Here is a 24,142-nt window from a genome sequence, read left to right as displayed (position 1 = left end):
GAGACTACACCAAGCCGCATAGCTGCGCGACTGTGCACCAGCCTTCTTCGAGGGCGAGCGCAAATATTGATGCTCAACAGCCAATCGGGCCGGACCGCATAAGACCTTTCACCTGACGCGCGACGCGGCGCGCCCGCGTCAGGCAGTGCTGTCTCAAGCCTCCGATCGTCGAGCTGATGTGAGCTGATGCACCGTGAGGCTTTCTGGACGTGGCAGGCGAACCGCTTTGGCGAATATCGCGAGCTGATCTCGACAAACTGATGGGGACGATGGACGTGGCCTCGGCCCGGCTGTCCGAGTGCCTGGTCGCCGCTCGGGCCTGCCTCCACATCGAGAGAGGCGATCTGCCGACCATAATTTATGGTCTCACTGGTTCCGGCATGATCATCATCGAAGGCGAAGCAGCGATCGAGCTCGTCCCGCACATGCTCGTCGTGGCGCCGGCGAATAAGTCGATCGACATCGTCGCGGCCGGTTCATCGTTCGGGTGCTCCCGTTCTGGCGCCGGCAGCATCAAGAAAAGCACCTTTGCTCCTGGCTCGGTGCACCGCTGCGCGATCGGCGAAGGCGAAGCGGCATTGTCGCTCGTCTGCGGTTGCTTCCATGCGGTTTACGGTCCGGGACTGGATCTCTTTGCTTCGCTCGCTTCGCCGGTAGTCGAAACCTTTGATGCGTATGATCAGCTCGACCAGGTCATGAGCTATGCGATGGTTGAACTTGCCGCGCGCGAGATCGGTGGCGGACCGATGGCGTCGGCGCTATTCAAGCTCGTGCTGCTGACCCTGCTTCGTCGCAGCCTGACGTCGGCAAACACTTGGGTGGAGCACCTTTCTCTTCTGAATGACCCGCCGATAGCGCGCGCGTTTGCCGAAATGGCATCCTGTCCGGCGGCGGAGTTCAGCGTTCAAACCCTATGCAGATCGGTAGGGTTGAGCCGCTCGGCGTTCATGGCGAGGTTCACGGCCGCGTTTGGTGAATCTCCGATGTCCGTCCTGCGACGTCTTCGCATGCGGCATGCGGCAGGTCTGCTGGCTGCCAATGCAGCGTCCATCGACCAAGTTGCACTTCACGCCGGATATCAGAGCCGCAGCAGCTTCACGCGAACCTTCCGCAAGCATTACGGGACCGACCCTTCAGACTATCGGTCGGAAGCGAAACGCGTCCTGGTCGCCTGCGACATCGAAGCGGACGGCGCCCCGAGTGATGAGCCGCCCGCGGCCCTTAAGGTGGGGTGACGACGGCAGTCCGTCCATTACCTTACATCCACACCTTTCCAGAATGCGATGTAGCCTTTGATGGCCGCGGCCGCATCGGAGGGCTCGGCGTAATACCATGCTGCGTCCTCATTCACTTTGCCATCGACGACAAGCGAACAGTAATTCGCAAGGCCCTTCCACGGACATCGGCTGGTCGTCGGGCTCTGCCTAAGATACCGCCTATCAACGGACTCCGGCGGGACGTAGTGGTTGCCTTCAACGACAAGGACCATCGGCGCATCAAGCGCGGATCGGCCATGCTCGGTTCCGAGTCGATGACCTGCGCGCGGCCATCCTTTCCGGCATCGTGATGGTCCACATGATGCGCAAAGGACAAGTGAGGTACACCTTCACTTCGATACCGTCGCTCACCGACCAGTTCGAAATTCTCGCTGCCCGAACAGTCTGTCTCCGATCCCACTGTCCTAGCGATGGGTTTGCGATAGAAGCGACGCGCCGGCTTAGCCGCTTTCAGGTCGCGCCGCTTCACCGGCGCGGGAAAAGCCGGTCCATTACTGCCTTGGTAATGCGCTCGGAACTGCTATCGTCAAGCTGATACACGCCGCCGAAGGCGGGGTCGAACTGGTGTATAAGCATTTCAACCAGGAAATTTCGGGCGTCGTGCAGACGTGCCTCCACCGTCTCCGATGTGAGTGCAAACAACTCCGCACACTGATCCGGCGTCATGCCGTCGACGACGCAGGCGACGAACACGATGCGCAGCTCATCGGGCAACTCATCTATCGACCGTTCCACGACGTCTCGGATCAAAGCGTCTGCCATCCAGCGCTCCTGGAGCAACTCCTTGCGACAACCATCGCAGCGCCGCACGATCTGAGCCCAATTGCGGCCAGCGAAACCAACCGGTGCCGCCGTCGGATTTATCGCCCAGCATTTGTTCTGAAACGGTCGCTCCGTGCCGTGTTGCGGCGTGACCCGGTACTGTTCTGGCGTCAGCAGCGTACTGCTTCGGGATTTTTGTTGTATATCTTCTTCTTCCGCACTCCTTTGCAGACAAGCTATAAACAGGACCGCGAAATTCCATGGTCCAATGACCCATGGCTACGGAACCGATGCCACCGACGCGGCGCGAAGAAATCAACGGTGCAGTACAAATATATGCTTCTCACTTCGAAAGGGAGCGTTAGTGGATGGAGAATGCTGATTTTGAGGCCGCGCTAGCAGCACTCCCTGAGGGCTACAGCGAAGGTATCTACAAGGGACGGCGATATGGTGTGAGCTTTCGCCGATCCGACGATGGACGACGCAACAGCCTGTTTGCGCGAGAATTGGCGGGAACGGACATTGTCAGTTTCAATCTATACTGGTTGGGATCGGGCAACCCGTCTCTCAAACCATGCGAGATGTCTGCGGAGAAAGTGAGAGACTTCGTCTCAGGGTTTCGATTGAGTGCGTCAAGCGCGGCAGTGCACCGAAGCAAATGTCCCAAAAGCGCATGATTTCCGGGCGCTGAGGATGCAAGAGAAAACTGAAGGCGCGGTAGAAACCCGGTGCCGTAGGCTAAGATCAGGAAGTCAGCCGGATTGGTGTCAACGAACCGCTAATGGATGTGGTCCAATTCTGAGAGGAGCCCTTGGGGCGCGGAAATTGGAGAATGCTATGAGGCGTCAGTGATTTACGCGGCGCGTTTCATCGCGAAGCTCCGTTCGTGCCGCAAGGAGCGCACGGTTCCGGACTGTCGCCGCAGAGATCCCGATGCGTTCCTCAAACTTCCCGGAGCCCACAATGCCAAGTTTCAAACCGAAAATGCGCGAAAGGGCACGGATATCGTTCTCGATAGCGGTGGCCTTCTCCTGAAGCAGGTTGCGCGCGCTCAGCGGGGCGCGCCGCTTCTGACTTGCCAGCGTTTTGACATGGACCGGTCGAAAAAGTTTGACGCGCATCATCTGCGCTGCGCCGGGCGCGTCGTTTCGATCGGTCGTGTTAACTTGTGCCTGCGGGAACGCCTTTGGGTGCCGTGTCTCGATGCAGAGCGCCGGCAACCCGGCTTCAGCGAGGCCACCGAACAACCATCGCGACAACGATCCAGCCTCTAGCCTGACCCCTGCGAAATTCCGGAAGGATCGGTCAGGACCTCGCAAGGTCGTCAGGACGGCTGATAACCCTCATCTTCCGGAAAATCTACCCGTTTCGTCCACGATGCATATGCAGGTCTCCTCACAGAAACGTCCGCTCTGGCAAAATGCTTCATGCGGCGCTTCCTTTCTGATGCTTGTGGCTGCTTCACACAGACCACCACGTTTATCACCAGCTCGAAGCGCGGCACCGCAATACATGGCCGCTATACGGGACGTCAGCGGAATATCCCATCTGAACACCTAGCCGACTGGAGCGAGCGTCGCTTTGAGGTTCTTCGCCGCCATGGCGTAGCCGCCGGCTGCCCCGTCGATGAAATGCACGTGATCGCGGCTCATGGCCGCCGGCACGATACAGGTCATCAGCGCCGAATCCTGTTGATGCAAGCCGTAGCTGGAGACGCCGGCCTCGGCTGCCGTCTTCAGCCTTTCCTCGATCTGGCGCAGCCGCTCGATGCCGATATCGACCGTCATCATCAACCCGTCGTCGAATTTGCGGAAGTCGGAGTTTTTGACCAGATCGCGCTTGTATTGCGTGGTATCGAACTTGCCGATGTTCCACCCCAACTTGGAGCACACCAACCGCATCAGGCTCTGGAGCGTTATCCACGACCAGGCGAGAAGACGTCGGCCTTTCCGCGCCACGGCGCGCGACTCGATTGCGACCCCTTGCATGGAGAGCCGAGACTCGGGACCGTTTTCCGGCACCGGATGCCCGCCTCGTTCCTCGCCTTCGACCAATGCCACGATGTCGCCGACCAGTGCCTGGAAATCCGGACCATTGCCGAGCAGACCCGGGACAGCAATGATCGAGACGATTGCCCCATGGCGGGAGACAATCGGATTCCAGCGGCAGGATAGCCCGGTCAGATCCGGCCTGCTTCCGGCCGCCGCTGCCTCGATCTGATAGCGGCCCGCCTTCATTTCCGCGTCTGCCCAACTGGCACCACCCCCAGAAAACATGGCGTAGGAGACCTCCTCACTCGCCTTGAAGCGGGCGACACGCATGTCGCGCCCGCTGGCGCGGATGTCGGCAACCGGAACAAGTGCTGCCCGCAGTTCGAGGCCAAGCTCTTCCGCGACCCAGGTCTTGGCGGCCGCCAATGCTGCGCGCGCTTTCGCCTCCATCGCCGCGGGTATTGCCGCAAGTGCTCCATCACCGCTGAAGACGAAGGGCAGATTTCTTTCGTCGAGCGCATTCATCAACGCCGATATGACGCTTGCACCCGCCATGTTGACGCTCTTGTAAAGACCCTCCGCAATGGCGCCGGTCGAATCGACGATGTCGGCGACCGCCAGCAGCCATCCATCCGGCAGGGGTCGGTAGTTGGCCGCGTCGGCAACTCCCTCGAATGCTTCGAAAAGAGGAAGGCCGTCGTAGAACGACATATCCGTTGCCTGCGCCATGACTGCGTCCAACCTTTTCGCCTTTGGCCCGATGCGCTCGGGAATCGTTTTATTCTTTTCGCTTCGCTCTAAGGTCTGTTGATATGCAAGCTCAAGGATTTCAAACGCATGGCAATGCCATCCGACACCGACCAGAGCTTCAAAGCCGTCATCCAGCCGCGGTCATAAACTCCAGATGAATCTCAGCAGACCCCACTGTGGTGGTTCAGGAGCTCGGGCCGACATCATTCGTCGGACGCGGAAGCATCCTTGGCATGAGGTCCGGCAAGCTGGCGAAGTTCGGCGAGGATGTCGGATGGCTCCTGGCGGATGGTAAAATCGGGCTCGACGAAGGCGCCTCTGACGACGCCGTCCTGATCGATCACGAAAGTCGCCGGGATTGGCAGCATCCACTCGGTCGAGCCATGACGGTGCGCGAAGTCGTAACCTTGCCCCGCGTAGTGCGCCTTGGTTTCGTCAGGGACACGAAACAGGACGCCGTAGGATATTGCCACGCCATGGTCGACGTCCGCGAGCATCGTCAGGTCGAGGTTCAACTGCCGTTGCAGCTGCCTCGGCAGATCACGGGTCTCGGGAGACAGCACGACAAGATTCGCCTTCAGGCTATCAAATTCGGCCTTGAGCGCCTGAAGAGCGCGAAGCTCTGCGTTGCAGAATGGGCACCATCCACCCCGGTAGAAGCTGACCACAAGCGGCCCTTCACCGCGAAGGTGTTCGGACGAATGGAGTCGTCCATGCGCATCGGGCAGAAGAAAATCCGGCGCCGTGTCGCCGACCTGCAATGCGTGCGACGCGACATCCGTCCTGCGGAGCCAATCGACGAGAAAGAGGTAGGACTCCCGGTCCGCGTCACTGAGCCCGGCCAGCAGCTCGTTACGCACCTGATTGAGGCTCCTGGTTAAATGGTCGGACATCAATTCGACGCTCATCTGCACACCGGGCATCTCAAGAACTGGGCGACATGCGGGGGGTCATGCGGACACACCGGTCGCTTCGAGGTGGCTGTGGTGCTTGGTTTGGAGCGGCGATCCCGTGTGAAGAGACCAGTCGTGCAGCCGCGCCACCTTTACGAAGGCGTCGAGCGCCGGTGAGTAGCGGCGGCCCTGCACGGCAAGAAGCCGGACCTCCCGCCAGACCGGATCCCCCTCGATCGGAAGCGCCTTTAGGGAGGGTAACCGGGGCATATGCTCGGGAGCGAGGACTATTCCGAACCCCGCGGCTGCCAAATGCTGCAGGTGCAAGTCCCGGCAACTGCGATGGTTATGATGCGGCGGCGCGTCGGGAAAGAAGAGACGGTGAAATTTCGGAGCCACGTCGCAGTAGGAGCGATCCAGAATGGTGGCTTCACGAAGCGCCTCCATTGCGATCACTGGACGGTCTGCAAGTTCATGCGACGGGGCGAGAACGGCGACATAGCGCTCTGCGAACAGCGCCCAATCGTCGATCCGTTCTGGTGTATCGTCGAGATCCCCAACCAGGGCGACGTTTATTTCGCCCTCCAGCAGGAGCTCAACAAGGCGGCTTGGCGGCTCTTCCCGAAGTTCGACATGGAGGCCAGGGACGAATTTGCGAATTTCGGCGATAGGCTCAAGAACGAGCGAGGCGGAAATGGATGGGGCGAGACCGATGGTTAATGGAGCCACCTCCTTTTGCTGAAACTGACGCGCGCGGCGTCGGACAGCCTCTGTCGAGGCGAGTGCGCGCTCAAGCATCGGCAGCACCGCTTTCCCCAGGTCCGTGAGGTGGGTGAGTTGGCGTTCCCGGTAGATGAGCTCGCCCCCGAGTTCCTGCTCCAGCTTTTGCACGCCCTTGGTCAGGGCCGGTTGCGTGACGTTGCACATCTCCGCAGCACGCGTGAAGTTCAGCGTGCTTGCGACAGCCAGAAAGTACCGAACCTGGTGGAGCTCCATTGTGTTCACCGCTAACTATTTCCGACACTGCTGAGCCCGTGCGCTGGCAATGCAGCATCACGCGGAGCGCGGAGGCGCTGTCTCCGAAAGCTACGTTGCCACCGCTGCCGGCGCGATGAAACCCGCGTCCAGCATCCCTGGACGGGCGGACACGTTTTCTGGAACCCGGAGCCGGCCACCGTCGAGGATCAATACGCCGGGCGTGCACGCAGATGCCTAAGGACGGGAAAGAGATCTGTGGGGTCGCCGCGTCGGGTGTAGTCGGCGATAGGCGATGGTTTACGGGTTATGGCGTCAAGCGATCAGTGGACCAAGGATAAGCGCAGATAACCGGGGTGCTGCTTTGCCTTATAAGTGGCCTGCGGCGATCGTCCTCTTTTGCTCGCCTCGTCCGCGGCGGTTGATCCCATCATGCGTCGCGCGTTTTTACGTCTCGGACCGCGCCCGCTTTTCGCGAGGCAGAAGGCGCCAGTCGGGGCGTAAGAAATGGCAAGTGTAGCCGGCGGGATGCCGAAGTAGGTAGCCTTGGTGTTCTGGCTCGGCCTCCCAAAAGCGCTCCTCGGGATTTATTTCGGATACGATCGGCCCCGGCCAGCGGCCTGACGCTTCGATGTCAGAGATTGTCGCCAGCGCTATCTCTTTCTGAACATCGTCTGTGTAAAAGATCGCTGATCGATAGCTCGGCCCGAAGTCGCTGCCCTGCTGCTCGTACGTCGTCGGGTCATGGATCCGGAAGAACAGCTCGAGAAGGGCGCGGTAGCTCAGCAGACTCGGATCGTAGACAACCTCGACTGCCTCGGCATGGCCATGATGGTTCCCGTAAGTCGGATTCGCCGTTTCACCGCCTGTGTAGCCGACGCGAGTTGACACAACTCCCTCTGCCCGACGCAGCAGGTCCTCAAGACCCCAGAAGCAGCCGCCTGCGAGTATCGCCCGCTCCGTCTTGACCGCCATGCGATGTCCTCCGGCGAAAACGCATACCCCAACAGTATTGGCATTTGCGGCAGCGCGAGCATGAAAGTGGCATATAAACGATAACCGCAGAAACAAGATCCGTTGAGTTCGCAGGTCACCAAGCCGCCATTATTGGCGGTTGCTGCCGACGCGAGGAGGCAGATTGGCGGGTCCAGCGCGTAGGGGCTCAACATTTGAGAGCGAAAATACCTTGGACGCGACCGCCTGGCATGATCATTACGGGTGAGCTCGGTCGGCACTTACCGAGCTCACCCGCCGATGCCTCTACGCCGCAAAAATAGCACTAAACGGAAATCGTCTCGCCGACTTTCGGCACCACGGCCTCGGTCGACGAGCCCTTCGGCCCTCCGACGAATTTCTTCCCGCCCTGATCGATGATCGGGAAGCTCCCGTAGTGGCAAGGGATCGCTTTGTCGAAGTTGAAATAGCGGCGGCAGGCGAGTGCAACTACTGCGCCGGCAGCGTTCGTTGACCATTTCAGTCGTCCAGCAGCGGGTAGAATTGGGTCCAGACGTCGTCCTTCTTGGCGCTCGCGATGTGACAGAAGGCGCACTCGGATTTGGGCTGCAGCTTGGCCGTCGCTGCCTTCGGCTCGTGGTGGTTGAAGTTGTAGTAACCCCAGCCGCCGGTGTCGGCATAGCGCTTGGTGTCCTTGACCGTGACGTCGGCGCCGTTCAGCTTTCCGGGGAAGAAGCCTCGCCCGGAGGGCTCGGTGCGCGATCCATCCGGGTTCTCGGCCGGAAGCGTCAGCTGCAGTTCCTTGAAGAAGATCGTTCCTTCCGGGAACTCACCGGTCTTCTTGTAGATTTCGTATGAGCCTGGCTCGATGTAGACGTTGTGAAATTCAGGAAAATTGGCCTTGCCGCCGTTGAGCGCATTGGGAGTGAGCGGCGAGCCGACGAACACCCACTTGTTGTAATCCTTCGGCAGGATCAGATCGCCCGATTCGGTGTACTCGGGCAGATAGCGCTTCGTCGTCGTCGCGCTGCCGTCATTGGACTCGGACTGGGCGAATGCGGCCGTTACAGCAACCGCGCTGGAAACCGCTCCGGCGATCAGTAGGGCAATACGCATACCTTTTTTCTCCACAAACATTGAAATGTTATCCGTCCCGGGTTGCTCTCGGCGTTACTTGACGAGATCTGCAACACAGGCACTCAGTTGTCGCAGCACGGGGCGACGTTTTCCAATGGCCGGCATTCATAGGTTTCATAGCGCTGGGGAATACTGCTGCGACTGTCCTCACTGCCCCGTCGAGATACCGAAGATCACGCCGCTCGCCGCGATCACCAGTTCCCGCTCCTGAGCATCGGCGATGCTCAAGCGATTCGCGACGCTACGGAACGTATGCGGCGTGGGCATCGGGCAAATCGGCCGGGCTCGCGCATAGTCCGCCGCGCATCCTGATGCACGGAACACGGACCGCAAACACAGCAAATGAGCCTCGAGCTATCGAAACCATGCTCGCCGGTTATTGGAAAATCCGCGCCATTTATTCAAAATTAGCCTGACGCTGAACTGCTCCTAGGCTGCCGCTTACGCGACAAGCAGCGATGCATGGAGCGATGGCGCCCACACGGAGCGCGCTACCGACACTATCCCCGCGAACCACGATGAAGCGAGGTAAAAACGGGACCGCATCCGCGCGACATGGATGTCTTTTGGTGTTCCATACACCTTGCGAGTGCGCCCCAGAGAGCGTTTCGTTAATTTTGGAGGGGTCATGACTGAAATCATAACGGTGCCCAAAAACGGGCTGATTTTTCTTGCCAACCCGACGCGATTTCTGGCGCTGGCCGCTCGCATCCTTCCCTGGCTGGCCGGCATCACAGCCGTCTGTTTCATCCTCGGGCTCTATCTGAGCTTTTCGACCGAGGGCGACTACCAGCAGGGCGAGACCGTCCGCATCATGTATATTCACGTTCCGTCGGCCTGGCTGGCGATGATGTGCTACACGATCATGAGCGCCTCGGCGATCGGCACGCTCGTCTGGCGCCATCCGCTTGCCGATGTCTCCGCCAGAGCCGCAACACCGCTTGGCGCCGCCTTCACCCTGCTTGCGCTCGTTACCGGCTCGCTCTGGGGCAAGCCGATGTGGGGCACCTGGTGGGTCTGGGATGCGCGGCTCACCTCGGTCTTCATCCTGTTCCTAATGTATCTCGGTCTGATCGCGCTGAACCGCGCGATGGATGATCCGTCAAAGGCAGCGCGCCTCACTGCCGTGCTGATCCTCGTCGGCTTCGTCAACATCCCGATCATCAAATTCTCCGTCGACTGGTGGAACACACTGCACCAGTCGGCGAGCGTGCTGCGTCTTGACGGGACGGCGATCGATCCGGAGTTCCTGCGCCCTCTTCTCGTCATGGCGATCGCCTTCACGCTTCTGTTCTTCACGCTGCACATCATGGCGATGCGCAACGAGATCTGGCGCCGCCGCATCACCACCCAGCGCCGCATGGCGGCTCGCATGGCAAGCTGGGAGGAATAGAGATGAACTCCTACTCTATTTACGTCTACGGCTCCTATGGTCTCGCCGCGCTGGTGATGATCGGCGTCACGCTTTGGACCTGGGCCGATGGGCGCGCGCGCCAGAAGGAATTGGCAGAGCTCGAAGCCGCCGGCCTCCGCCGCCGTTCTGCCCGACCGAAGGACGGCGAATGACCGAGGCTCCGCACGAGAACAGGCCAGAAAGCCGCGGCATCAGCCGCTATGCGCCTGCGCTGATACCGCTTGTCGTGTTCAGTGGCATCGCAGCAACGGCAGCGAAAATCCTCTACGACCAGGATTTCCACGGTAAGAACATCGCGGAGATCCCCTCCGCTTTGATTGGCACCAAGGCGCCGTCGCTAAACCTGCCGCCGCTCGAAGGTTCCAGCGTGCCGGCGCTGACGGATGAGGCGGTCAACGGAAAACTCACCCTCGTCAACGTCTTCGCCTCCTGGTGCATTCCCTGCCGGGACGAGCACCCCATCCTGAAGCGGCTCGCCGAGGACGGCCGGCTGAACATAGTGGCGATCAACTACAAGGACCGGCCGGAGAACGCGCTGCGCTTCCTGGGAGAACTCGGCAATCCCTATCGCGCCATCGGCGTCGACCCGAACGGCAAGGAGGCGATCGACTGGGGCGTGTACGGCATTCCAGAGAGCTATCTCGTCGCCCCCGACGGCACCATCCTCTACAAGCGTGTGGGACCGTTCGACGACCTCAGCCTCAAGGAAGGATTGTTTCCAGCAATGGAGAAGGCGAGGCTCTCGGTTGGAAGGTAGCATCCGGCAACGACCACGGCGAGAAGGACTTTTAGATTTTTCGGCGTGATCCGCGGCCTCCCTTCGCTGCCAGGTCGTCGACGACTTACTTGAGCTCGGCGAAGTTGGCCTTGTCCGGATCGTATTCTGCTGCCCCACCATTCGACGAGTTCGGCATGCCGCGCGTGGGTCGGAGAACCGGCAAATGCGGTAAAGCACGTCGGCGAGCCAGGCTTGCGGATCGACGTCATTCATTTTGGCCGAGACAATCGAGCTGTACACGGCGGCGGCGCGTTGGCAACCGCGGTCCGATCCGGCGCTTCACATAATTCCTGCCCAGCGCTATGCCGCGCAGAGCGCGTTCGCATGATCGCGGTCGCCGGGTCGCATGGCGCTGCAGAGCCAATTCTCACCTTCACGCCGTTCGGGCAGTCCACTGCCATGGCCAGCTCGACCGCATCACTGCTGGCAAAGTCAACAAGCTGGTTGGCACAAAGTCGGGCTCGGCCTGCTGGACCAAAGCTTGCCGCCGCCATGTGTAGGTCCGGCCAGTCGAAACCTCGAAGCGGCGCGCAACTTCGGAAGCCACCGCGCCAGGCGCGAAAGCCTCCGCCAGAATCTGCGCGCACGATCTTCCAACGACCATCGCCGACGCCGTTCTGGTCCCGTCAGCAAAACTGCATGTCCCATGATTTGCCGGCGCGCTCTTAAGTCCACTCTTAAGAGCGCACACCCACAGGATAAGCGGAACTTCGCAAGGCGGTCCCCGCCGGAGGATACGTTAGAAGCCGCCACACCGTTGCATCGGATAGGGCCTAATAATCCAGGCTTCAGTCTAAGCTCAGTTCAGCGAGCCGCACCCGCTCATCTGCGGTGAGTTTGCTGCCGGTCGGCTTGCCGGCCATTCTGCGGACAAAGACGGTGACCGATACCCCGCCGGCGAGGATCAGCAGCACGGGCGCACCCCAGAGCAGCAGCGTCCGCACACTGAAGCGCGGCTTCAGCAGGACGAACTCACCATAACGCGAGACGATATAATTCAGCACCTGCTTGTCGGTATCGCCATCGGTGATGCGCTCACGGACGAGCAGGCGCAGATCCTTGGCAAGGTCGGCGTTTGAATCATCGATCGACTGGTTCTGGCAGACCACGCAGCGCAGCTCAGCCGACAGCGCCCGTGCCCGGGCTTCGAGGATCGGATCGGCCAGCATCTCGTCGGGGTTGACGGCAAGAGCCGGAGCCGCCGCCAGCATCAGGACGAGAGCAACCAGAAAGCGCCGGATCATTCCGCTGCCTCCATCACCGGCGCCGCAGATTTCGCGGCCTTTGCCTTGCGGTTCGGCGCGCCGACGCGCAGACGCCGGTCGCTGAGCGAGACAACACCGCCCGCCGCCATGATCAACGCGCCGCCCCAGATGCAGAGGATGAAGGGCTTCCACCAGATGCGCACCGCGATGCCGCCGTCGTTGGTCGGATCGCCGAGCGAGACATAAAGCTGGCTGAGCCCGAAGGTCAGTATTCCCGCCTCCGTCGTCGGCATGCGCTGGGCGACATAGACGCGCTTGGCCGACCAGACCTCGGCAACCTCGAAACGGCCGCGGCTGACCCGGAAATGGCCGCGATCCTCGATATAGTTCGGCCCCGTCGCCGGGCGCATGCCGTCGAAATGAATCGTGTACCCGCCTGCGTCCGTGCTCTCGCCGGGCTTCATCACGATCACACGCTCGGCGTGGAACGCCGTCACCGCGACGATGCCGAGCACCGTAACGCCGAGCCCGGCGTGGGCCAGCGCCGTGCCGAAGGCCGAGCGCGGCAGGCCAGCAAGCCTGCGCCAGGCGACATCCGCCTTCACCTTGCCGATGCCGGCGCGGTACCAGAGGTCGGCGATTGCGCCGAGCACGAGGAAGAGCCCCGCCGCAAGGCCGAGGACGGCCAGCACAGGTCCGCCGTTCTCGACATAGAAGAATACGACCGCGACGAGGAAGGAAATCCCTGCCACGACATAGAGCCGTTGCAGCGCCCCGAGCAGGTCGCCGCGCTTCCAGGCGAGCAGCGGACCGAAGGGCACGATGACCAGGACCGGCGCCATCAGCAGGCCGAAGGTCAGGTTGAAGAAGGGCGCGCCGACAGAGATCTTGTCGCCCGTCAGTGCCTCCAACAGCAGCGGATAGAGCGTACCGGTCAGCACCGTGCCGCAGGCGACCGTCAGAATGAGATTGTTGAGAACCAGCGCGCCCTCACGCGAGATTGGCGCGAAGAGGCCGCCAGCGTTGAGCAGCGGCGCGCGGAAGGCGAAGAGCGCCAGCGCACCGCCGATGAAGATCATGAGGATGCAGAGGATGAAGACGCCGCGACTCGGATCGCTGGCAAAGGCATGCACCGAGGTCAATACGCCGGAGCGCACCAGGAAGGTACCCATTAAAGACAGTGAAAAGGTCAGGATGGCGAGCAGCACCGTCCAGATCTTCAGCGCCTCACGCCTTTCCATGACGAGCGCCGAATGCAGCAGCGCCGTGCCGGCAAGCCAGGGCATGAAGGAAGCGTTCTCGACCGGATCCCAAAACCACCAGCCGCCCCAGCCAAGCTCGTAATAGGCCCAGTAGGAGCCCATGGCAATGCCGAGCGTCAGGAAGGTCCAGGCAGCAAGCGTCCAGGGCCGCACCCAGCGCGCCCAGGCGGCGTCGAGGCGCCCTTCGATCAACGCGGCGACGGCGAAGGAGAAGCAGACGGAAAAGCCGACATAGCCAAGATAAAGGAGCGGCGGGTGGATGGCGAGGCCGACGTCCTGCAGCACCGGATTGAGGTCGCGGCCCTCGGCCGGGGCCGGATCGAGGCGGATGAAGGGATTCGAGGTCAAAAGGATGAACAACAGGAAGGCGGTGGAAATCCAGGCCTGCACCGACAGCGCATTGGCCTTCAGCGTGCTCGGCAGATTACGCCCGAAGACGGCGACCAGCGCGCTGAACAGCGCCAGGATCAGCAGCCAGAGCATCATCGAGCCTTCGTGATTGCCCCAGACGCCTGAATATTTGTATACCAGCGGCACCAGCGAATGCGAATTCTCCCAGACGTTTTCGACCGAGAAATCCGAGACGACATGCGCGTAGGTCAGCGCCGCGAAGGAGAAGGCAACAAGGGCAAAGAGCAGGACGGAGCCGAATGGGGCGACATCCATCATTGCCTGTTCACGGTGTCGGGCGCCGATCACAGGCACGACCGACAGGATGACCGCAATTGCGAGCGCCAGAACCAGCGTGTAGTGGCCAATCTCGATGATCATTGCGTCGCCTTCGCCTCCCGGCCCTTTGCTTCCTGACCCTTCGCCCTGCCTTGGGGCGCCTGTCCCTCGCTCTCTTCCCAAAGTCCTTCGGCCTTTAGCTTGTCGGCCACTTCCTTCGGCATGTATGTCTCGTCATGCTTGGCAAGCACGGTGTCGGCGGAGAAAAGATTGCTTCCTGCCTCGAAGGTTCCCTCGGTGACGACGCCCTGCCCCTCGCGAAAGAGGTCCGGCAGGATGCCCTGATAGCGGACATTGACGATCTCTCCACTCGGATCGGTGACAGCAAAGCGCACGACGGATCCCTCGCCACGAACGATGCCGCCCTCGCGGACGAGACCGCCCAGGCGGATGCGGGTGTCCGGCGGGATCGGACTCTTGGCGAGGTCCGCCGGCATGTAAAAATAGGCGACGGACCGGCTGAAGGCGAACATGACGAGCAACACGGCGGCAATGATGAAGCTCATGCCGCCGAAAATCACCGCCAGGCGTTTCTGCTTGCGCGTCATTCCGTCCGTCCTTCCATGGCGATGCCGAGTTCCTTGGCCAGCGCAAGCAGCTGTCTGCCCTGATCGCCGCTTGCGGGGAATGCCGCTAGCCCGCTCTGCAGGGCGTTTGCGGCGCGGTTCTTATCGTTCAACACGGCGTAGGAGCGAACAAGCCGCATCCAGCCCTCGAAATTATCCGGGTTTTCGGCGAGCTTGGCATTGAGGCTTTCCACCATGCCGCGGATCATCTGCTGCCGATCGCCGCCGCTCATGGTCTCGGCCGCAGCCAGATCCTTGGTCGTTGGGTCGCCCGGTGATGTCGGTTGAGCTGCAGGCGCAATGGCTGTTCCGCCGTTCTTGGCGATATGTTCATTGACCAGCGGCAACCACGGGGCGCCGGGAGGCGAATCCTTGGCTAGCGCCTCGAAGGCGGCGCGCGCCTCGCCGGACCGGCCCGCCTGCTCCATGCTCAGTGCGATGTAGAAACGCGCGCGCGGATTGTTCGGCTCAATGGACATCGACTGCTCCAGGATCTTTCGGGCATCCTCGGTCACCACGCCTCCCGCAATCGCCATCAGCGTTTCGGCAAGACCATCAAGGCGTGCGGGGCTCGGCCCCAGCAGCATGTCCCGAGCATCTGCATCATCAAGCGGTTGTGTGGCTGCAGGTTCAGCATTTGCAGCAACCGCGGTGATGTCCATACCCAGGACGTTGGCCTGATGCTCAAATGGATGAGATGGCAGATCAGGCCGACCGATGGAGAGGTAGAGGAGGAAGGCAGCGCCAAGCAAGGCGAACATCGATGCGAGGGTCCACGGGCGCCGCGTCGGGCGATGGCTGCGCACGCGGCTGTTGTCATCTGCCGCGAAGAGCCGTCGGGCTATCTCGGCCCGGACATACTCGGCCTGTTCGTCGCTAAACAAGCCCATAAGGCGGTCGCGTTCAAGCTCCGTCAACTGATCCCGATAGACGGCAAGCTGGACCCGATGGCTGCCGTCGACGGACTTTTGGCTGCGCATGAAGGGATAAAGCAGGATCAATCCGGCTGCGATGGTCACCACCATGAGAATGGTCTCCGTCAGCACACTGTTCATACCTTGGTCCTTCAGTGGCGACGGCACACGCGCCCGTGTTGTTTCTCAGACGATCTTTCGACTGGAGATCAGGCAACGTTGCGGGCGAGCGCGCAATGCGACCAGAGTGAATGCAGCGCTTCGGCCAAATGTTCGATATCAGCATCCGAATGCAGCGGCGTCGGCGTGATCCGCAGGCGTTCGGTCTTCTTCGGAACCGTCGGATAATTGATTGGTTGGAGATAAATGCCGAAATCGTCGAGCAGCAGATCCGAAATCCATTTGCACTTGGCGGCATCGCCGACCATGACGGGAACGATATGGCTCGGGTTCGGCATGTGCGGGATGCCGCGCTGGTCGAGCAGACTGCGTACCTTGCGCACGCGCTCCCGGTGGCGAACGCGCTCTATCTGGCTGGCTTTAAGATGGCGGATCGATTCCAGCGAACCTGCGGCAAGGGCCGGCGGGAGCGCCGTGGTAAAGATGAACCCCGAAGCGAAGGAGCGGATGAAATCGCACAGCGCAGCCGAAGCGGCGATATAACCGCCCATGACGCCGAACGCCTTGGCGAGCGTGCCTTCGATGACGGTGATCCGGTCCATCAAGCCTTCGCGCTCGGCAATGCCGCCGCCGCGCGGGCCATACATGCCGACAGCGTGCACTTCATCGAGATAGGTCATGGCGCCGTATTTGTCTGCGAGATCGCAGATCTCCTTCATCGGCGCGATATCGCCGTCCATAGAATAGACCGATTCGAAGGCGATGAGCTTCGGCGCCTTGGGATCGGCGGCTGACAGCTTGGCTTCGAGATCAGCGACGTCATTGTGCTTCCAGATCACCCGATCGCATTTGGCGTAACGGATGCCCTCGATCATCGAGGCATGGTTCAACGCATCGGAGAAGATGATGAGGCCGGGTATCCTGGCGCCGAGCGTACCGAGCGCTGCCCAGTTGGAAACATAGCCGGATGTGAAGATCAACGCGGCTTCCTTGCCGTGCAGATCGGCGAGCTCCTCCTCCAGGAGGACATGACAGTAGTTGGTTCCAGAGATATTCCGGGTGCCTCCCGCACCCGCGCCACAGTGATCGATAGCGTCTTTCATCGCCTCGATCACCTTGGGGTGTTGACCCATGCCGAGATAGTCGTTGGAGCACCAGACCGTCACGTCCTGTTCGCCGCCGGCCGTCAGCCGTTTCGCTCTCGGGAAACGACCACAATGGCGAACCAACTCTGCAAATACCCGATAGCGGCCTTCCGAATGCAGCTTGTCTAGCTCACTTTTGAAAATAGTATCAAAATCTCTCATCACCAGACCCATTGTTGGGGTTGCTCGGCATGGCGGGGCAAACGACGCGCTGCGATGCAGCTCCCGAGGAGGCTGACACTCGCATGATCACCATGGGCGTCACAGGTCGCATGCGCTTCGAGACGCTCCGAAACAGGCTGCTCGTTGTCGTCGCGATAACCAGTTGTCGCATCGCGGGACGAAGTTTTCCAATCGAAGGCATTTATAGGTTTCATAGCGCTTGGGAATACTGCCGCCCGCGGGCGACTTCGATGAGTGACGAGATAGGGGCGAGACCGCATTTCGAGGCTGGCCCATTTGTCCACTAGTGCGTGCACCGTGGCTGCTCGAAATGGGTACCTTCGGCTTCGCGGTTGGCAAGTCGGAGCCGCGGTGGTTCTGTTTCGATCCCCGGCCGGAATGGAAACCGTGCCGTGAGGCACAGTCGCGCAATTGACCTAGGCGGTAAAACTGCAGTGGATCCGGAGCGCGGTACCGGTCACCTGCGCCTGGCCGATCTTGCGGAGGATCAGGTCCTCGGCACCCGCTTCGCCGGCTGCCAGTACATCGTGCGCGATTGACGAATATCTTCTTGCTGTTGCCGACGATACCCTGAGGAAGCTGATCTCGACGAAGCGCAGATGAGCGTGATCAGGATTGTGCACCGGTGACGCTGCATCGATGAACGTGTCCGCTACCCACCTGTGACAGCTCCAGCTTATGAGGCGCGCCGCTTGCTCCCCAGGTAACAAGGCACCTCCTGATTGGCTGCTACTAGTAATCAACCATCCAGGAGAACACGATGCGCATTATCCTAATAGCTATGATCGCCTCAGTTCTCAGCATACTTGCCTTCAAATATGCTGATCAATCTCTGGGGAATGCACAGATCTTGGTGACGGCTGAAGAACTTGGGAGCGCTTAAGGCCGCTTGCGCCGCTGGTTCAATCTCTGTGAAGGATCACTCTGTTGCCCGCTATGCGGCGAGTGGGTCTCTTTAGGCAACATTTACCATGACAAGCATCGGTGAAGTTCTTCGTCGACGGCGCCCCCCTTTGCTCGCATTCTCCTTACGATGATGGGGGATGGATAAGGCAGGCATCGCATTCATGGCGCTGATACTCGTCCTCATCTCTCTCGTGATGAGCATCCTCGCCGTCGATCGAACGGAGATAGACTCGTCACCGAATAGGGCGGCGCTGGTTCCCACCCAATACCCTTGAACCATGGCTGACATGGCAACTTGGGGGATAAAAGATGGCCTAAATTGACCAGATCGTCATGATTTGCGCAGGTTTCTCGATGACGGCAGCTGGGCTTGGCTACGTTCAGACGAATGCTCAGGCGCCGTGGCTGGCTCCACTCACAAGGCACTTTCGATGGATGGGGCCGCTGCTGATCGTTATCGCCACTGTTCTGGTGTTTGCCTCCCCTACCGCATAGATGCTTGAGCCTTGGCTAACCTCGAGAATCGGTCAGATGTGACGCGGCGCATACTGATTTGCGGAGGATGGCGTGGCTAAGCGCACAACATGGGGCGGTAAGACGGTATCCGCCCACGAGACTCAGAAGGCGGCCGAGTACGGGCACGATATTCAGAAGAGCCTTATTGTGCTCGAGCCCGTCAGTGCGACGTAGCCCGGCGTCTAATCCGGTCGCACCGAGTTTCAGAGATACCGTTGATGGCGAAAGTGCGTAGTGGCCCTGATCAAGCACGGCCTGCTGTCCGACATGGCCGTAATCGAGCCCACCACCGCGACCCTGATTTTTCCGCTTTCTCACCTCGCAGATGTATGCAATTATATGCATGAGTCATATTTATAAATTGGATGACCGAGGTGCAATGGGTATGGCTGTGTCGGACCGACTAGTGAACCTTCTGGGTGTTTTGGCGGTGGGCGTCACCGATCGAATGCGCTCGGCGGTCGCTGAAGCCATGCCCGAGGGGGGTGAGACGGTGCCGTCCCTGATCGTCATCGGGCACGCGCCGATGATGTCCATTGACCAGCTTAGCCGGATCCTGCGGCTTACCCACGGAGGCGCGGTTCGCCTCGTTGATCGCCTGGTCGAGCGGAACCTCGTCGATAAACAACCCTCCGCGATCGACCGTAGAATAATGACTTTGACTCTGACGCCAAGCGGTTTGCAGTTGCGAGAGGAATTGCTCGCCCTTCGTCGCGATGCGCTAGCCGCTCTGCTCGAGCGCGTATCGCCGGACGATCTGGCTCCACTCGGACGCATAGCCGCAATAATCGTCGCATCGCTGCCCGAGAACGCGCTCTCCGCGCTGACAACTTGTCGTTACTGCGATGACCGGATCTGCATCGATTGTCCGATGGAGGTCTTCGGGCCTCTTGAAACCCCTGGCAGTTCGACCGCCACGGTATGAGACTACTTTGCTGTCAGCATCTAAAAGGAGACTGCAAATGAGCACTTCTACGAACCAGATTCGTTTTCAGATCGCTGAAAAGAGCACTGGATCTCTTAATTTCCTGGCCCTGCTTAGATGGGCTCTGGTCGTTATCTTTCTTTGGTTCGGCGCAATGAAGTTCACGGCATACGAAGCAACTGGCATTGCTCCGTTCATCGAACACAACCCGATCATGAGCTGGTTGCACGCCCTATTCGGGGTTCAGGGGGCAAGTTACATTATAGGCGTGATTGAGTTGTCGACCGCAGCGGCTCTCATTCTCGGGGCCTTTCAGCCCATTTTTTCCGCATTGGGAGCGGCGATGTCGGCTGCGACGTATATTATCACGTTGACATTCTTCCTGAGCACGCCTGGCGTAGCAGAACGGACGGCGGGCGGATTTCCGGCCATCTCGGCAGCACCGGGGCAGTTCCTTCTTAAGGACCTTGTTTTGCTGGCTGCATCGCTTTGTCTCCTCTTTGCATCTGTACAGGGCCCGTTGCTTAAAGTTCAGAAGTCATGAGATGGATTTCCTTGGTTTACTGATCGCATCTGCGACACGAGCATTTCGCCGCCATGTTCGCGAGGCTTTAATATTCCCGGATCGGATTCACATAGCGTGAACCTCACTTACGGCGCGCCTACGCCATCGGGTTATTCTGAAGCTAGCTTCGCCCGTTGCTTTGACACCGATCGGAGCATTCACTGACTCAACGACCACGGTGATCGTCAAGAAAGAGACAGCGAACGCGGCCAGTTCCTCGCCCTAAAAAGCGGTCGGAAAACTCGCGGGTTCTCCCACCGCTCAAATGACCGTAATGGCGCTGGTTACCTGCATCCTCTCAAACAATGTGAGGCGGTATCTTTTATCTCCTGTATTATCTTTATAGGAGAGAGGTGGAATTTTGGCCCAGCAACCGGGCCGGGAAATATGACGAAAGATAGAGAAGCGATGAACGACCGACTTGCAGCGCTGAAACTGTTTGCCCGCGCAGGTCGCGTGGGCAACTTTTCGAGTGCCGGTCGTGAACTCGGTCTCTCTCAGCCCTCGGCCTCACGCCTTATCGCCGCATTGGAAGCCGAAGTCGGCGCGACGCTCTTCAGCCGGACAACCCGCGCGGTCACGCTGACGGAGGCTGGAGCAACCTATCTGACGCGGGTGGAGGCGATCTTGGCGGCGCTCGACGAGGCCGATCACGAGGCCCGCGGCACTGGAGAGCTGCGAGGGGTGCTTCGCGTCGGCACTCCGATAAGTTTCGGGCTCCGGGAAATCATCCCGCGGCTTCCCGCGTTTATAAAGCAGCACCCGGCGCTGAAGATCGATCTCCTGGTGACTGACCGCTACCCAGACCTCGTGACTGAGGGCATCGACGTGTCGTTCCAGTTCGGCGCCCTCCCCGACTCGAGCGCGACGGCGCGCAAACTCATCCGCCAGCCGAGGATACTCACGGCCTCCCCAGACTACCTACGGGAGCGTGGCACCCCCACGATGCCGTCGGACCTCGCGCACCACTCGGTGATCACCAGCCCAGCGCATCCCTCGCCGACTTTTTCGTTCGCCAAGGACGGGCGTGTTGCGACCATCCGTGTGGAAAGTCAGTTGTCAATGACAGTCAATGAAGGCGCAATCACCGGGGCGAAGGCCGGGCTGGGTATCGCCGCCTCGAGCCTCAGTAGTGCGAGGGCTGAGTTGGAAAGCGGGGCCCTCGTTCGCATTCTGCCCGACTGGGACTGCGGCTCGATGGAAGTCAATGCCGTGTTCGTGAGCGGAAAGATCATCAAGCCCGCTGCGCGCGCGTTCACGGATTTCCTTGTCGGGGAGCTTCGGCGCTGACTTCACGGAAGCATTCCTGGCGGTTATGGATATGATAGCTTTACTTGAATGGTCGCCGGTTTAACTACTAAACGCACCGGCTGGGGTAGATGCGGCACTAAGATCTCCCACAAATTCCAAGACTTCTTTTGCGCTGCTACCGCTGAGCGCACTCGACGAAGCCGGTTGGATCAATAATCAAAAAATAGGGACCCAATAATGGCTAAGGTACTCGTCCTTTACTACTCTTCTTTTGGGCACGTTGAGAAATTGGCGCATGAAATCGCATCCGGCGCGAGCGAGGCGGGGGCAACCGTCGAAGTCAAACGCGTCCCCGAACTCCTGTCTCCGGAAGCAGCCAGAGCAGCCGGATACAAAGTTGAGCAGAGAGCGCCTGTAGCGAAGGTCGAGGATCTTGCTAACTATGACGCCATCGTCATCGGTACGGGCACTCGCTTCGGGCGCATGTCGTCCCAGATGGCGAGCTTCCTCGATCAGGCCGGCGGCTTGTGGGCCAAAGGTGCTCTGCAGGGAAAAGTAGGGGCCGCTTTCGCTTCGTCGGCGACGCAGCACGGCGGTCAGGAACTGACGCTGTTTACGATCATCACGAATCTGTTCCACTTTGGCATGACGGTCGTGGGGCTCAACTATGGCTTCGCCGGGCAAATGAACGTCGATGAGATCACTGGCGGGGCTCCTTACGGTGTCACAACGGTCGCTGGCCCCGATGGCAAGCGTGAGGTCAGCGAAAACGAGCTTGCAGGAGCTCGCTATCAGGGACGAACGATTGCGGAGGTTGCCGCCAAGCTTCACGGCTAGGGCGTCACCTCAACGCGGTTGATGGACGTAGATGGGCCCCGCGACGCGTCCGCCGAGCGGGCGAGGAGCGTGGTCGTGAAAGCTGTAGAACCGGAAATCGACAACAGCCTACGGAGCGTGAACTGCTCGCCGAGTTGTGGCGGTTGCTCCGCTCCTTGCGACTTCATCCGACCGACAAGTGCGAGATGGGTCGCTCTCAGTGGGTCAAGCGTGGCGGCGAGGAGTTGGGACCACCTTTCTGTTCATCCTGTTGAACCTGGCGCTCTCATTTCAAGCTGCCCATTCAGCGCCGATCATCATGATGAGTCAGAACGGGCTCGCCTGGTAGCGAGCCGCGGGCAAAACAACCACAACGGCTGATGTCACCAACAACGCTGCAAAGGAGTCCGCCATGATCACGAGAGGTTTTACCGGCCGAAATTCGGGAGGAGACCAGCCCGATCGAATTCCGCCAGGCCAGCACCTTGTCGAGCACTTCCCTGTCATGACAGCTGGGCCGACCCCGCGCCTTGCAACAGCGGATTGGAAATTTACCCTCAAGATTGGACCGAGGCCGGTCAAGGTTTGGAACTGGAGCGAGTTCAACACGCTGCCCAAGACCAAGATGACGAGAGACATTCATTGCGTGACTTCATGGTCGAAACTCAACACCGCTTGGGAGGGCGTTATCGTCGACGACATCCTTGCCGATGCCGGAGTGGAGCGCCCCACTGATTTCGTGCTTGCACATTGTTACGATGGCTACTCTTCAAATGTTCCTCTTGCAGATCTTGCCTCCGGAAAGGCCATGGTCGCCCTGAACTACGAGGGGCAGCCGCTTTCGCGCGACCATGGTGGCCCTGCACGACTCCTCGTCCCACACCTGTACTTCTGGAAGTCCGCCAAGTGGGTAAACGCGCTCCAATTTACCGAACGTGACGAGGCGGGCTTCTGGGAGTTGCGCGGATATCATAAATATGGCGATCCGTGGCGCGAGCAGCGGTACACCAATGACTGAGGAGGGCGCGCGATCGGTGCCTTGGCAGACGTGCGCCATCACCGAGATCATTCGGCGGACGCCAAGTATCAAGAGCTTCTTCCTGCAGGTCAGCAAGCCATTTGCGCATATCGCCGGCCAACACGTCGATGTACGACTAACTGCTCCAGATGGCTACGTGACAATGCGCAGTTATTCGATCGCCTCCTCACCGAGTGCCTCGAATGTCATTGAGCTCGCCATCGAACGCCTCCCGGATGGTGAAGTCTCTCCGTTTTTCCATGACATCGCAGCTGTGGGCGACGAAATCGAACTGCGAGGCCCGCTCGGCGGTCACTTCCTGTGGCCTGAACGTGCAACCGCACCGGTACTCTTGATCGGGGCGGGGTCTGGCGTCGTACCGCTGATGGCGATGATACGACAACGCCGCGCCCTGGCGCAGACTGTACCGACAGCGCTGCTCCTATCATCTCGAACACAGCGAGACGTGTTGTTCGCCGATGAACTGCTCTCATTGGAGACGGCGGACCCGACGTTCACCTTGGCCCTGGCGATTACTCGAGAGCCTCCAGAGCGCACTTCTGACTTTGCGCGACGCATCGATAGCACGATGGTCGCCGAGTTGGTTGCCCGGCTCCCCCGCATGCCTGCGCATGTGTTTATCTGCGGGTCAAACCCGTTCGTCAATATCGCGGCCGATGGCGCGCTAGCGGCAGGGTTAGACGCCTCGGCGATCAAGACCGAACGGTATGGCGGCTAGCGATGCCGCTTCGCATGACGCGCTGAACGCAATCGGAGGAAGCCCTGTGACACCACAGGACAAGGCACCCAAGCTCCGCGAAGTTGTCGTCGCAAGCGACCCCACCAATCATGGCGCGCTGGTTGGTCATGTCGGCGCACCTCAGTTTCTGATCGGCGGCCCAGATGGCGTCGGCCTCATATCTCCCGGTCCCGTTCCTTACGACCTTCTTAGCCCATCTCTCGCTGAATGCACCGGTCTGATCCTTCGTTTTCAGGCCCGGCTCCGCCTTCGCGGCCGACACAGTGCGGCGGCGGCACGCCACCGTAGAGACAGCGATCTGATGCGATCCGGCCAACACCGAACACCATG

25 protein-coding genes and 5 pseudogenes are annotated in these 24,142 nt (G+C 60.2%); 14 read left to right on the top strand and 16 right to left on the bottom strand.

Going from position 1 to position 24,142, the window contains the following annotated elements; genetic code table 11:
- Positions 1 to 260: 260 nt before the first annotated feature.
- On the top strand, positions 261 to 1,235 hold the full coding sequence (locus FKV68_RS21430) for a helix-turn-helix transcriptional regulator (RefSeq protein ID WP_180941651.1): 975 nt from the start codon (positions 261 to 263) through the stop codon (positions 1,233 to 1,235).
- A gap of 17 nt (positions 1,236 to 1,252) precedes the next feature.
- Here FKV68_RS21430 and FKV68_RS21425 read toward each other — a convergent pair whose 3' ends face one another.
- Positions 1,253 to 1,489, bottom strand: a complete 237-nt coding sequence (locus FKV68_RS21425) for a DUF427 domain-containing protein (protein WP_180941650.1) — start codon at positions 1,487 to 1,489, stop codon at positions 1,253 to 1,255.
- Between FKV68_RS21425 and FKV68_RS33230 the strand changes: the two are divergent.
- Positions 1,478 to 1,653: pseudogene (locus FKV68_RS33230) on the top strand (IS6 family transposase); the annotation flags it as partial. The gene FKV68_RS21425 and the pseudogene FKV68_RS33230 overlap by 12 nt on opposite strands.
- Positions 1,654 to 1,742: 89 nt before the next feature.
- Here FKV68_RS33230 and FKV68_RS21420 read toward each other — a convergent pair.
- The gene (locus FKV68_RS21420; RefSeq protein ID WP_180941649.1) at positions 1,743 to 2,039 is read right to left on the bottom strand and encodes a sigma factor-like helix-turn-helix DNA-binding protein; all 297 of its coding nucleotides are present in this window, start codon (positions 2,037 to 2,039) and stop codon (positions 1,743 to 1,745) included.
- Between the two features lie 368 nt (positions 2,040 to 2,407).
- On the opposite strand from FKV68_RS21420, the gene FKV68_RS33225 reads away from it, so the two are divergent.
- A complete protein-coding gene (locus FKV68_RS33225) occupies positions 2,408 to 2,716 on the top strand; it encodes a hypothetical protein (protein ID WP_245182067.1) in 309 nt (102 codons plus the stop codon).
- A gap of 255 nt (positions 2,717 to 2,971) precedes the next feature.
- Here FKV68_RS33225 and FKV68_RS33800 read toward each other — a convergent pair.
- The 6 genes and pseudogenes from FKV68_RS33800 to FKV68_RS21390 form a co-directional block, all read right to left on the bottom strand.
- Positions 2,972 to 3,468 (bottom strand): annotated as a pseudogene (locus FKV68_RS33800) (transposase); the annotation flags it as partial.
- A gap of 127 nt (positions 3,469 to 3,595) precedes the next feature.
- Complete coding sequence (locus tag FKV68_RS21410) at positions 3,596 to 4,759, bottom strand: DUF3095 domain-containing protein (protein WP_180941647.1); 1,164 nt, start codon at positions 4,757 to 4,759, stop codon at positions 3,596 to 3,598.
- 224 nt (positions 4,760 to 4,983) lie between these two features.
- Positions 4,984 to 5,673: a peroxiredoxin-like family protein gene (locus FKV68_RS21405; protein WP_246452637.1), complete on the bottom strand. Its 690-nt coding sequence runs from the start codon at positions 5,671 to 5,673 to the stop codon at positions 4,984 to 4,986.
- 57 nt (positions 5,674 to 5,730) lie between these two features.
- Positions 5,731 to 6,669: a LysR family transcriptional regulator gene (locus tag FKV68_RS21400; RefSeq protein WP_180941645.1), complete on the bottom strand. Its 939-nt coding sequence runs from the start codon at positions 6,667 to 6,669 to the stop codon at positions 5,731 to 5,733.
- Positions 6,670 to 7,095: 426 nt separating this feature from the next.
- Positions 7,096 to 7,623 (bottom strand): peptide-methionine (S)-S-oxide reductase MsrA, encoded by a 528-nt coding sequence (gene msrA, locus FKV68_RS21395; RefSeq protein ID WP_180941644.1) that lies wholly within the window; start codon positions 7,621 to 7,623, stop codon positions 7,096 to 7,098.
- A 498-nt stretch (positions 7,624 to 8,121) separates the two neighbouring features.
- A complete protein-coding gene (locus FKV68_RS21390; RefSeq protein WP_180941643.1) occupies positions 8,122 to 8,718 on the bottom strand; it encodes a cytochrome P460 family protein in 597 nt (198 codons plus the stop codon).
- A 649-nt stretch (positions 8,719 to 9,367) separates the two neighbouring features.
- On the opposite strand from FKV68_RS21390, the gene FKV68_RS21385 reads away from it, so the two are divergent.
- From FKV68_RS21385 to FKV68_RS21375, 3 genes are read left to right on the top strand one after another with little or no spacing between them, the layout of a single operon-like run.
- Positions 9,368 to 10,132: a heme ABC transporter permease gene (locus FKV68_RS21385; RefSeq protein ID WP_180941642.1), complete on the top strand. Its 765-nt coding sequence runs from the start codon at positions 9,368 to 9,370 to the stop codon at positions 10,130 to 10,132.
- A gap of 2 nt (positions 10,133 to 10,134) precedes the next feature.
- The gene (gene ccmD, locus FKV68_RS21380; RefSeq protein WP_180941641.1) at positions 10,135 to 10,305 is read left to right on the top strand and encodes a heme exporter protein CcmD; all 171 of its coding nucleotides are present in this window, start codon (positions 10,135 to 10,137) and stop codon (positions 10,303 to 10,305) included.
- The gene (locus FKV68_RS21375) at positions 10,302 to 10,910 is read left to right on the top strand and encodes a DsbE family thiol:disulfide interchange protein (protein WP_180941640.1); all 609 of its coding nucleotides are present in this window, start codon (positions 10,302 to 10,304) and stop codon (positions 10,908 to 10,910) included. The genes ccmD and FKV68_RS21375 overlap by 4 nt, the downstream gene beginning before the upstream one ends.
- 183 nt (positions 10,911 to 11,093) lie before the next feature.
- Here the strand turns inward: FKV68_RS21375 and FKV68_RS21370 are convergent.
- The 7 genes and pseudogenes from FKV68_RS21370 to hemA form a co-directional block, all read right to left on the bottom strand.
- Positions 11,094 to 11,259: pseudogene (locus FKV68_RS21370) on the bottom strand (transposase domain-containing protein); the annotation flags it as partial.
- 45 nt (positions 11,260 to 11,304) lie between these two features.
- The gene (locus tag FKV68_RS33795; protein ID WP_180941639.1) at positions 11,305 to 11,535 is read right to left on the bottom strand and encodes a transposase; all 231 of its coding nucleotides are present in this window, start codon (positions 11,533 to 11,535) and stop codon (positions 11,305 to 11,307) included.
- A gap of 184 nt (positions 11,536 to 11,719) precedes the next feature.
- Positions 11,720 to 12,175, bottom strand: a complete 456-nt coding sequence (locus FKV68_RS21360) for a cytochrome c-type biogenesis protein (RefSeq protein ID WP_180941638.1) — start codon at positions 12,173 to 12,175, stop codon at positions 11,720 to 11,722.
- Entirely contained in the window at positions 12,172 to 14,169 is a 1,998-nt protein-coding gene (locus FKV68_RS21355) for a heme lyase CcmF/NrfE family subunit (RefSeq protein WP_180941637.1), read from the bottom strand. Before FKV68_RS21355 ends, FKV68_RS21360 begins: the two co-directional genes overlap by 4 nt.
- A complete protein-coding gene (gene ccmE / locus FKV68_RS21350; protein WP_180941636.1) occupies positions 14,166 to 14,675 on the bottom strand; it encodes a cytochrome c maturation protein CcmE in 510 nt (169 codons plus the stop codon). Before ccmE ends, FKV68_RS21355 begins: the two co-directional genes overlap by 4 nt.
- Positions 14,672 to 15,739, bottom strand: a complete 1,068-nt coding sequence (gene ccmI / locus FKV68_RS21345; protein ID WP_425347647.1) for a c-type cytochrome biogenesis protein CcmI — start codon at positions 15,737 to 15,739, stop codon at positions 14,672 to 14,674. The genes ccmE and ccmI overlap by 4 nt, the downstream gene beginning before the upstream one ends.
- A gap of 77 nt (positions 15,740 to 15,816) precedes the next feature.
- On the bottom strand, positions 15,817 to 17,034 hold the full coding sequence (gene hemA / locus FKV68_RS21340) for a 5-aminolevulinate synthase (protein WP_180941634.1): 1,218 nt from the start codon (positions 17,032 to 17,034) through the stop codon (positions 15,817 to 15,819).
- Between the two features lie 251 nt (positions 17,035 to 17,285).
- Here hemA and FKV68_RS33215 point away from each other — a divergent pair.
- Positions 17,286 to 17,470 (top strand): annotated as a pseudogene (locus FKV68_RS33215) (hypothetical protein).
- Position 17,471: 1 nt separating this feature from the next.
- Here FKV68_RS33215 and FKV68_RS21335 read toward each other — a convergent pair.
- Entirely contained in the window at positions 17,472 to 17,765 is a 294-nt protein-coding gene (locus tag FKV68_RS21335) for a hypothetical protein (protein WP_180941633.1), read from the bottom strand.
- A 1,097-nt stretch (positions 17,766 to 18,862) separates the two neighbouring features.
- On the opposite strand from FKV68_RS21335, the gene FKV68_RS21330 reads away from it, so the two are divergent.
- From FKV68_RS21330 to FKV68_RS21300, 7 genes and pseudogenes are all read left to right on the top strand, one after another.
- Positions 18,863 to 19,402, top strand: coding sequence for a MarR family winged helix-turn-helix transcriptional regulator (locus FKV68_RS21330; RefSeq protein ID WP_180941632.1), 540 nt, complete (start codon positions 18,863 to 18,865; stop codon positions 19,400 to 19,402).
- Between the two features lie 37 nt (positions 19,403 to 19,439).
- Complete coding sequence (locus tag FKV68_RS21325) at positions 19,440 to 19,946, top strand: YkgB family protein (RefSeq protein WP_180941631.1); 507 nt, start codon at positions 19,440 to 19,442, stop codon at positions 19,944 to 19,946.
- A gap of 408 nt (positions 19,947 to 20,354) precedes the next feature.
- Positions 20,355 to 21,257, top strand: a complete 903-nt coding sequence (locus tag FKV68_RS21320) for a LysR family transcriptional regulator (RefSeq protein ID WP_245182046.1) — start codon at positions 20,355 to 20,357, stop codon at positions 21,255 to 21,257.
- A 198-nt stretch (positions 21,258 to 21,455) separates the two neighbouring features.
- Complete coding sequence (gene wrbA, locus FKV68_RS21315) at positions 21,456 to 22,055, top strand: NAD(P)H:quinone oxidoreductase (protein ID WP_180941630.1); 600 nt, start codon at positions 21,456 to 21,458, stop codon at positions 22,053 to 22,055.
- A gap of 241 nt (positions 22,056 to 22,296) precedes the next feature.
- A pseudogene (locus tag FKV68_RS33210) lies at positions 22,297 to 22,368 on the top strand (DUF1003 domain-containing protein); the annotation flags it as partial.
- 78 nt (positions 22,369 to 22,446) lie between these two features.
- Positions 22,447 to 23,052: a sulfite oxidase-like oxidoreductase gene (locus tag FKV68_RS21305; RefSeq protein WP_180941628.1), complete on the top strand. Its 606-nt coding sequence runs from the start codon at positions 22,447 to 22,449 to the stop codon at positions 23,050 to 23,052.
- Positions 23,045 to 23,791, top strand: a complete 747-nt coding sequence (locus FKV68_RS21300) for a ferredoxin reductase (protein ID WP_180941627.1) — start codon at positions 23,045 to 23,047, stop codon at positions 23,789 to 23,791. Before FKV68_RS21305 ends, FKV68_RS21300 begins: the two co-directional genes overlap by 8 nt.
- Positions 23,792 to 24,142: the final 351 nt, after the last annotated feature.

The organism is Sinorhizobium mexicanum, assembly GCF_013488225.1.
In the GTDB taxonomy this organism is placed as follows: domain Bacteria; phylum Pseudomonadota; class Alphaproteobacteria; order Rhizobiales; family Rhizobiaceae; genus Sinorhizobium; species Sinorhizobium mexicanum.
Note: the sequence above shows the minus strand (reverse complement) of the source record. Positions and strands in the feature narration are given on the sequence as shown.

Coding starts and splice junctions, on each gene's coding strand:
- FKV68_RS21420 (WP_180941649.1), bottom strand. CDS start 2,039: ATGGCAGACGCTTTGATCCGAGACGTCGTGGAACGGTCGATAGATGAG.
- FKV68_RS21385 (WP_180941642.1), top strand. CDS start 9,368: ATGACTGAAATCATAACGGTGCCCAAAAACGGGCTGATTTTTCTTGCC.
- FKV68_RS21300 (WP_180941627.1), top strand. CDS start 23,045: ATGACTGAGGAGGGCGCGCGATCGGTGCCTTGGCAGACGTGCGCCATC.
- ccmD (WP_180941641.1), top strand. CDS start 10,135: ATGAACTCCTACTCTATTTACGTCTACGGCTCCTATGGTCTCGCCGCG.
- FKV68_RS21330 (WP_180941632.1), top strand. CDS start 18,863: ATGGCTGTGTCGGACCGACTAGTGAACCTTCTGGGTGTTTTGGCGGTG.
- FKV68_RS21355 (WP_180941637.1), bottom strand. CDS start 14,169: ATGATCATCGAGATTGGCCACTACACGCTGGTTCTGGCGCTCGCAATT.
- hemA (WP_180941634.1), bottom strand. CDS start 17,034: ATGAGAGATTTTGATACTATTTTCAAAAGTGAGCTAGACAAGCTGCAT.
- FKV68_RS21425 (WP_180941650.1), bottom strand. CDS start 1,489: ATGGTCCTTGTCGTTGAAGGCAACCACTACGTCCCGCCGGAGTCCGTT.
- FKV68_RS33225 (WP_245182067.1), top strand. CDS start 2,408: ATGGAGAATGCTGATTTTGAGGCCGCGCTAGCAGCACTCCCTGAGGGC.
- FKV68_RS21400 (WP_180941645.1), bottom strand. CDS start 6,669: ATGGAGCTCCACCAGGTTCGGTACTTTCTGGCTGTCGCAAGCACGCTG.
- FKV68_RS21390 (WP_180941643.1), bottom strand. CDS start 8,718: ATGCGTATTGCCCTACTGATCGCCGGAGCGGTTTCCAGCGCGGTTGCT.
- FKV68_RS21430 (WP_180941651.1), top strand. CDS start 261: ATGGGGACGATGGACGTGGCCTCGGCCCGGCTGTCCGAGTGCCTGGTC.
- FKV68_RS21375 (WP_180941640.1), top strand. CDS start 10,302: ATGACCGAGGCTCCGCACGAGAACAGGCCAGAAAGCCGCGGCATCAGC.
- FKV68_RS21305 (WP_180941628.1), top strand. CDS start 22,447: ATGATCACGAGAGGTTTTACCGGCCGAAATTCGGGAGGAGACCAGCCC.
- msrA (WP_180941644.1), bottom strand. CDS start 7,623: ATGGCGGTCAAGACGGAGCGGGCGATACTCGCAGGCGGCTGCTTCTGG.
- FKV68_RS21325 (WP_180941631.1), top strand. CDS start 19,440: ATGAGCACTTCTACGAACCAGATTCGTTTTCAGATCGCTGAAAAGAGC.
- FKV68_RS21360 (WP_180941638.1), bottom strand. CDS start 12,175: ATGATCCGGCGCTTTCTGGTTGCTCTCGTCCTGATGCTGGCGGCGGCT.
- FKV68_RS21410 (WP_180941647.1), bottom strand. CDS start 4,759: ATGGCGCAGGCAACGGATATGTCGTTCTACGACGGCCTTCCTCTTTTC.
- wrbA (WP_180941630.1), top strand. CDS start 21,456: ATGGCTAAGGTACTCGTCCTTTACTACTCTTCTTTTGGGCACGTTGAG.
- FKV68_RS33795 (WP_180941639.1), bottom strand. CDS start 11,535: ATGGTCGTTGGAAGATCGTGCGCGCAGATTCTGGCGGAGGCTTTCGCG.
- FKV68_RS21405 (WP_246452637.1), bottom strand. CDS start 5,673: ATGTCCGACCATTTAACCAGGAGCCTCAATCAGGTGCGTAACGAGCTG.
- ccmE (WP_180941636.1), bottom strand. CDS start 14,675: ATGACGCGCAAGCAGAAACGCCTGGCGGTGATTTTCGGCGGCATGAGC.
- FKV68_RS21320 (WP_245182046.1), top strand. CDS start 20,355: ATGACGAAAGATAGAGAAGCGATGAACGACCGACTTGCAGCGCTGAAA.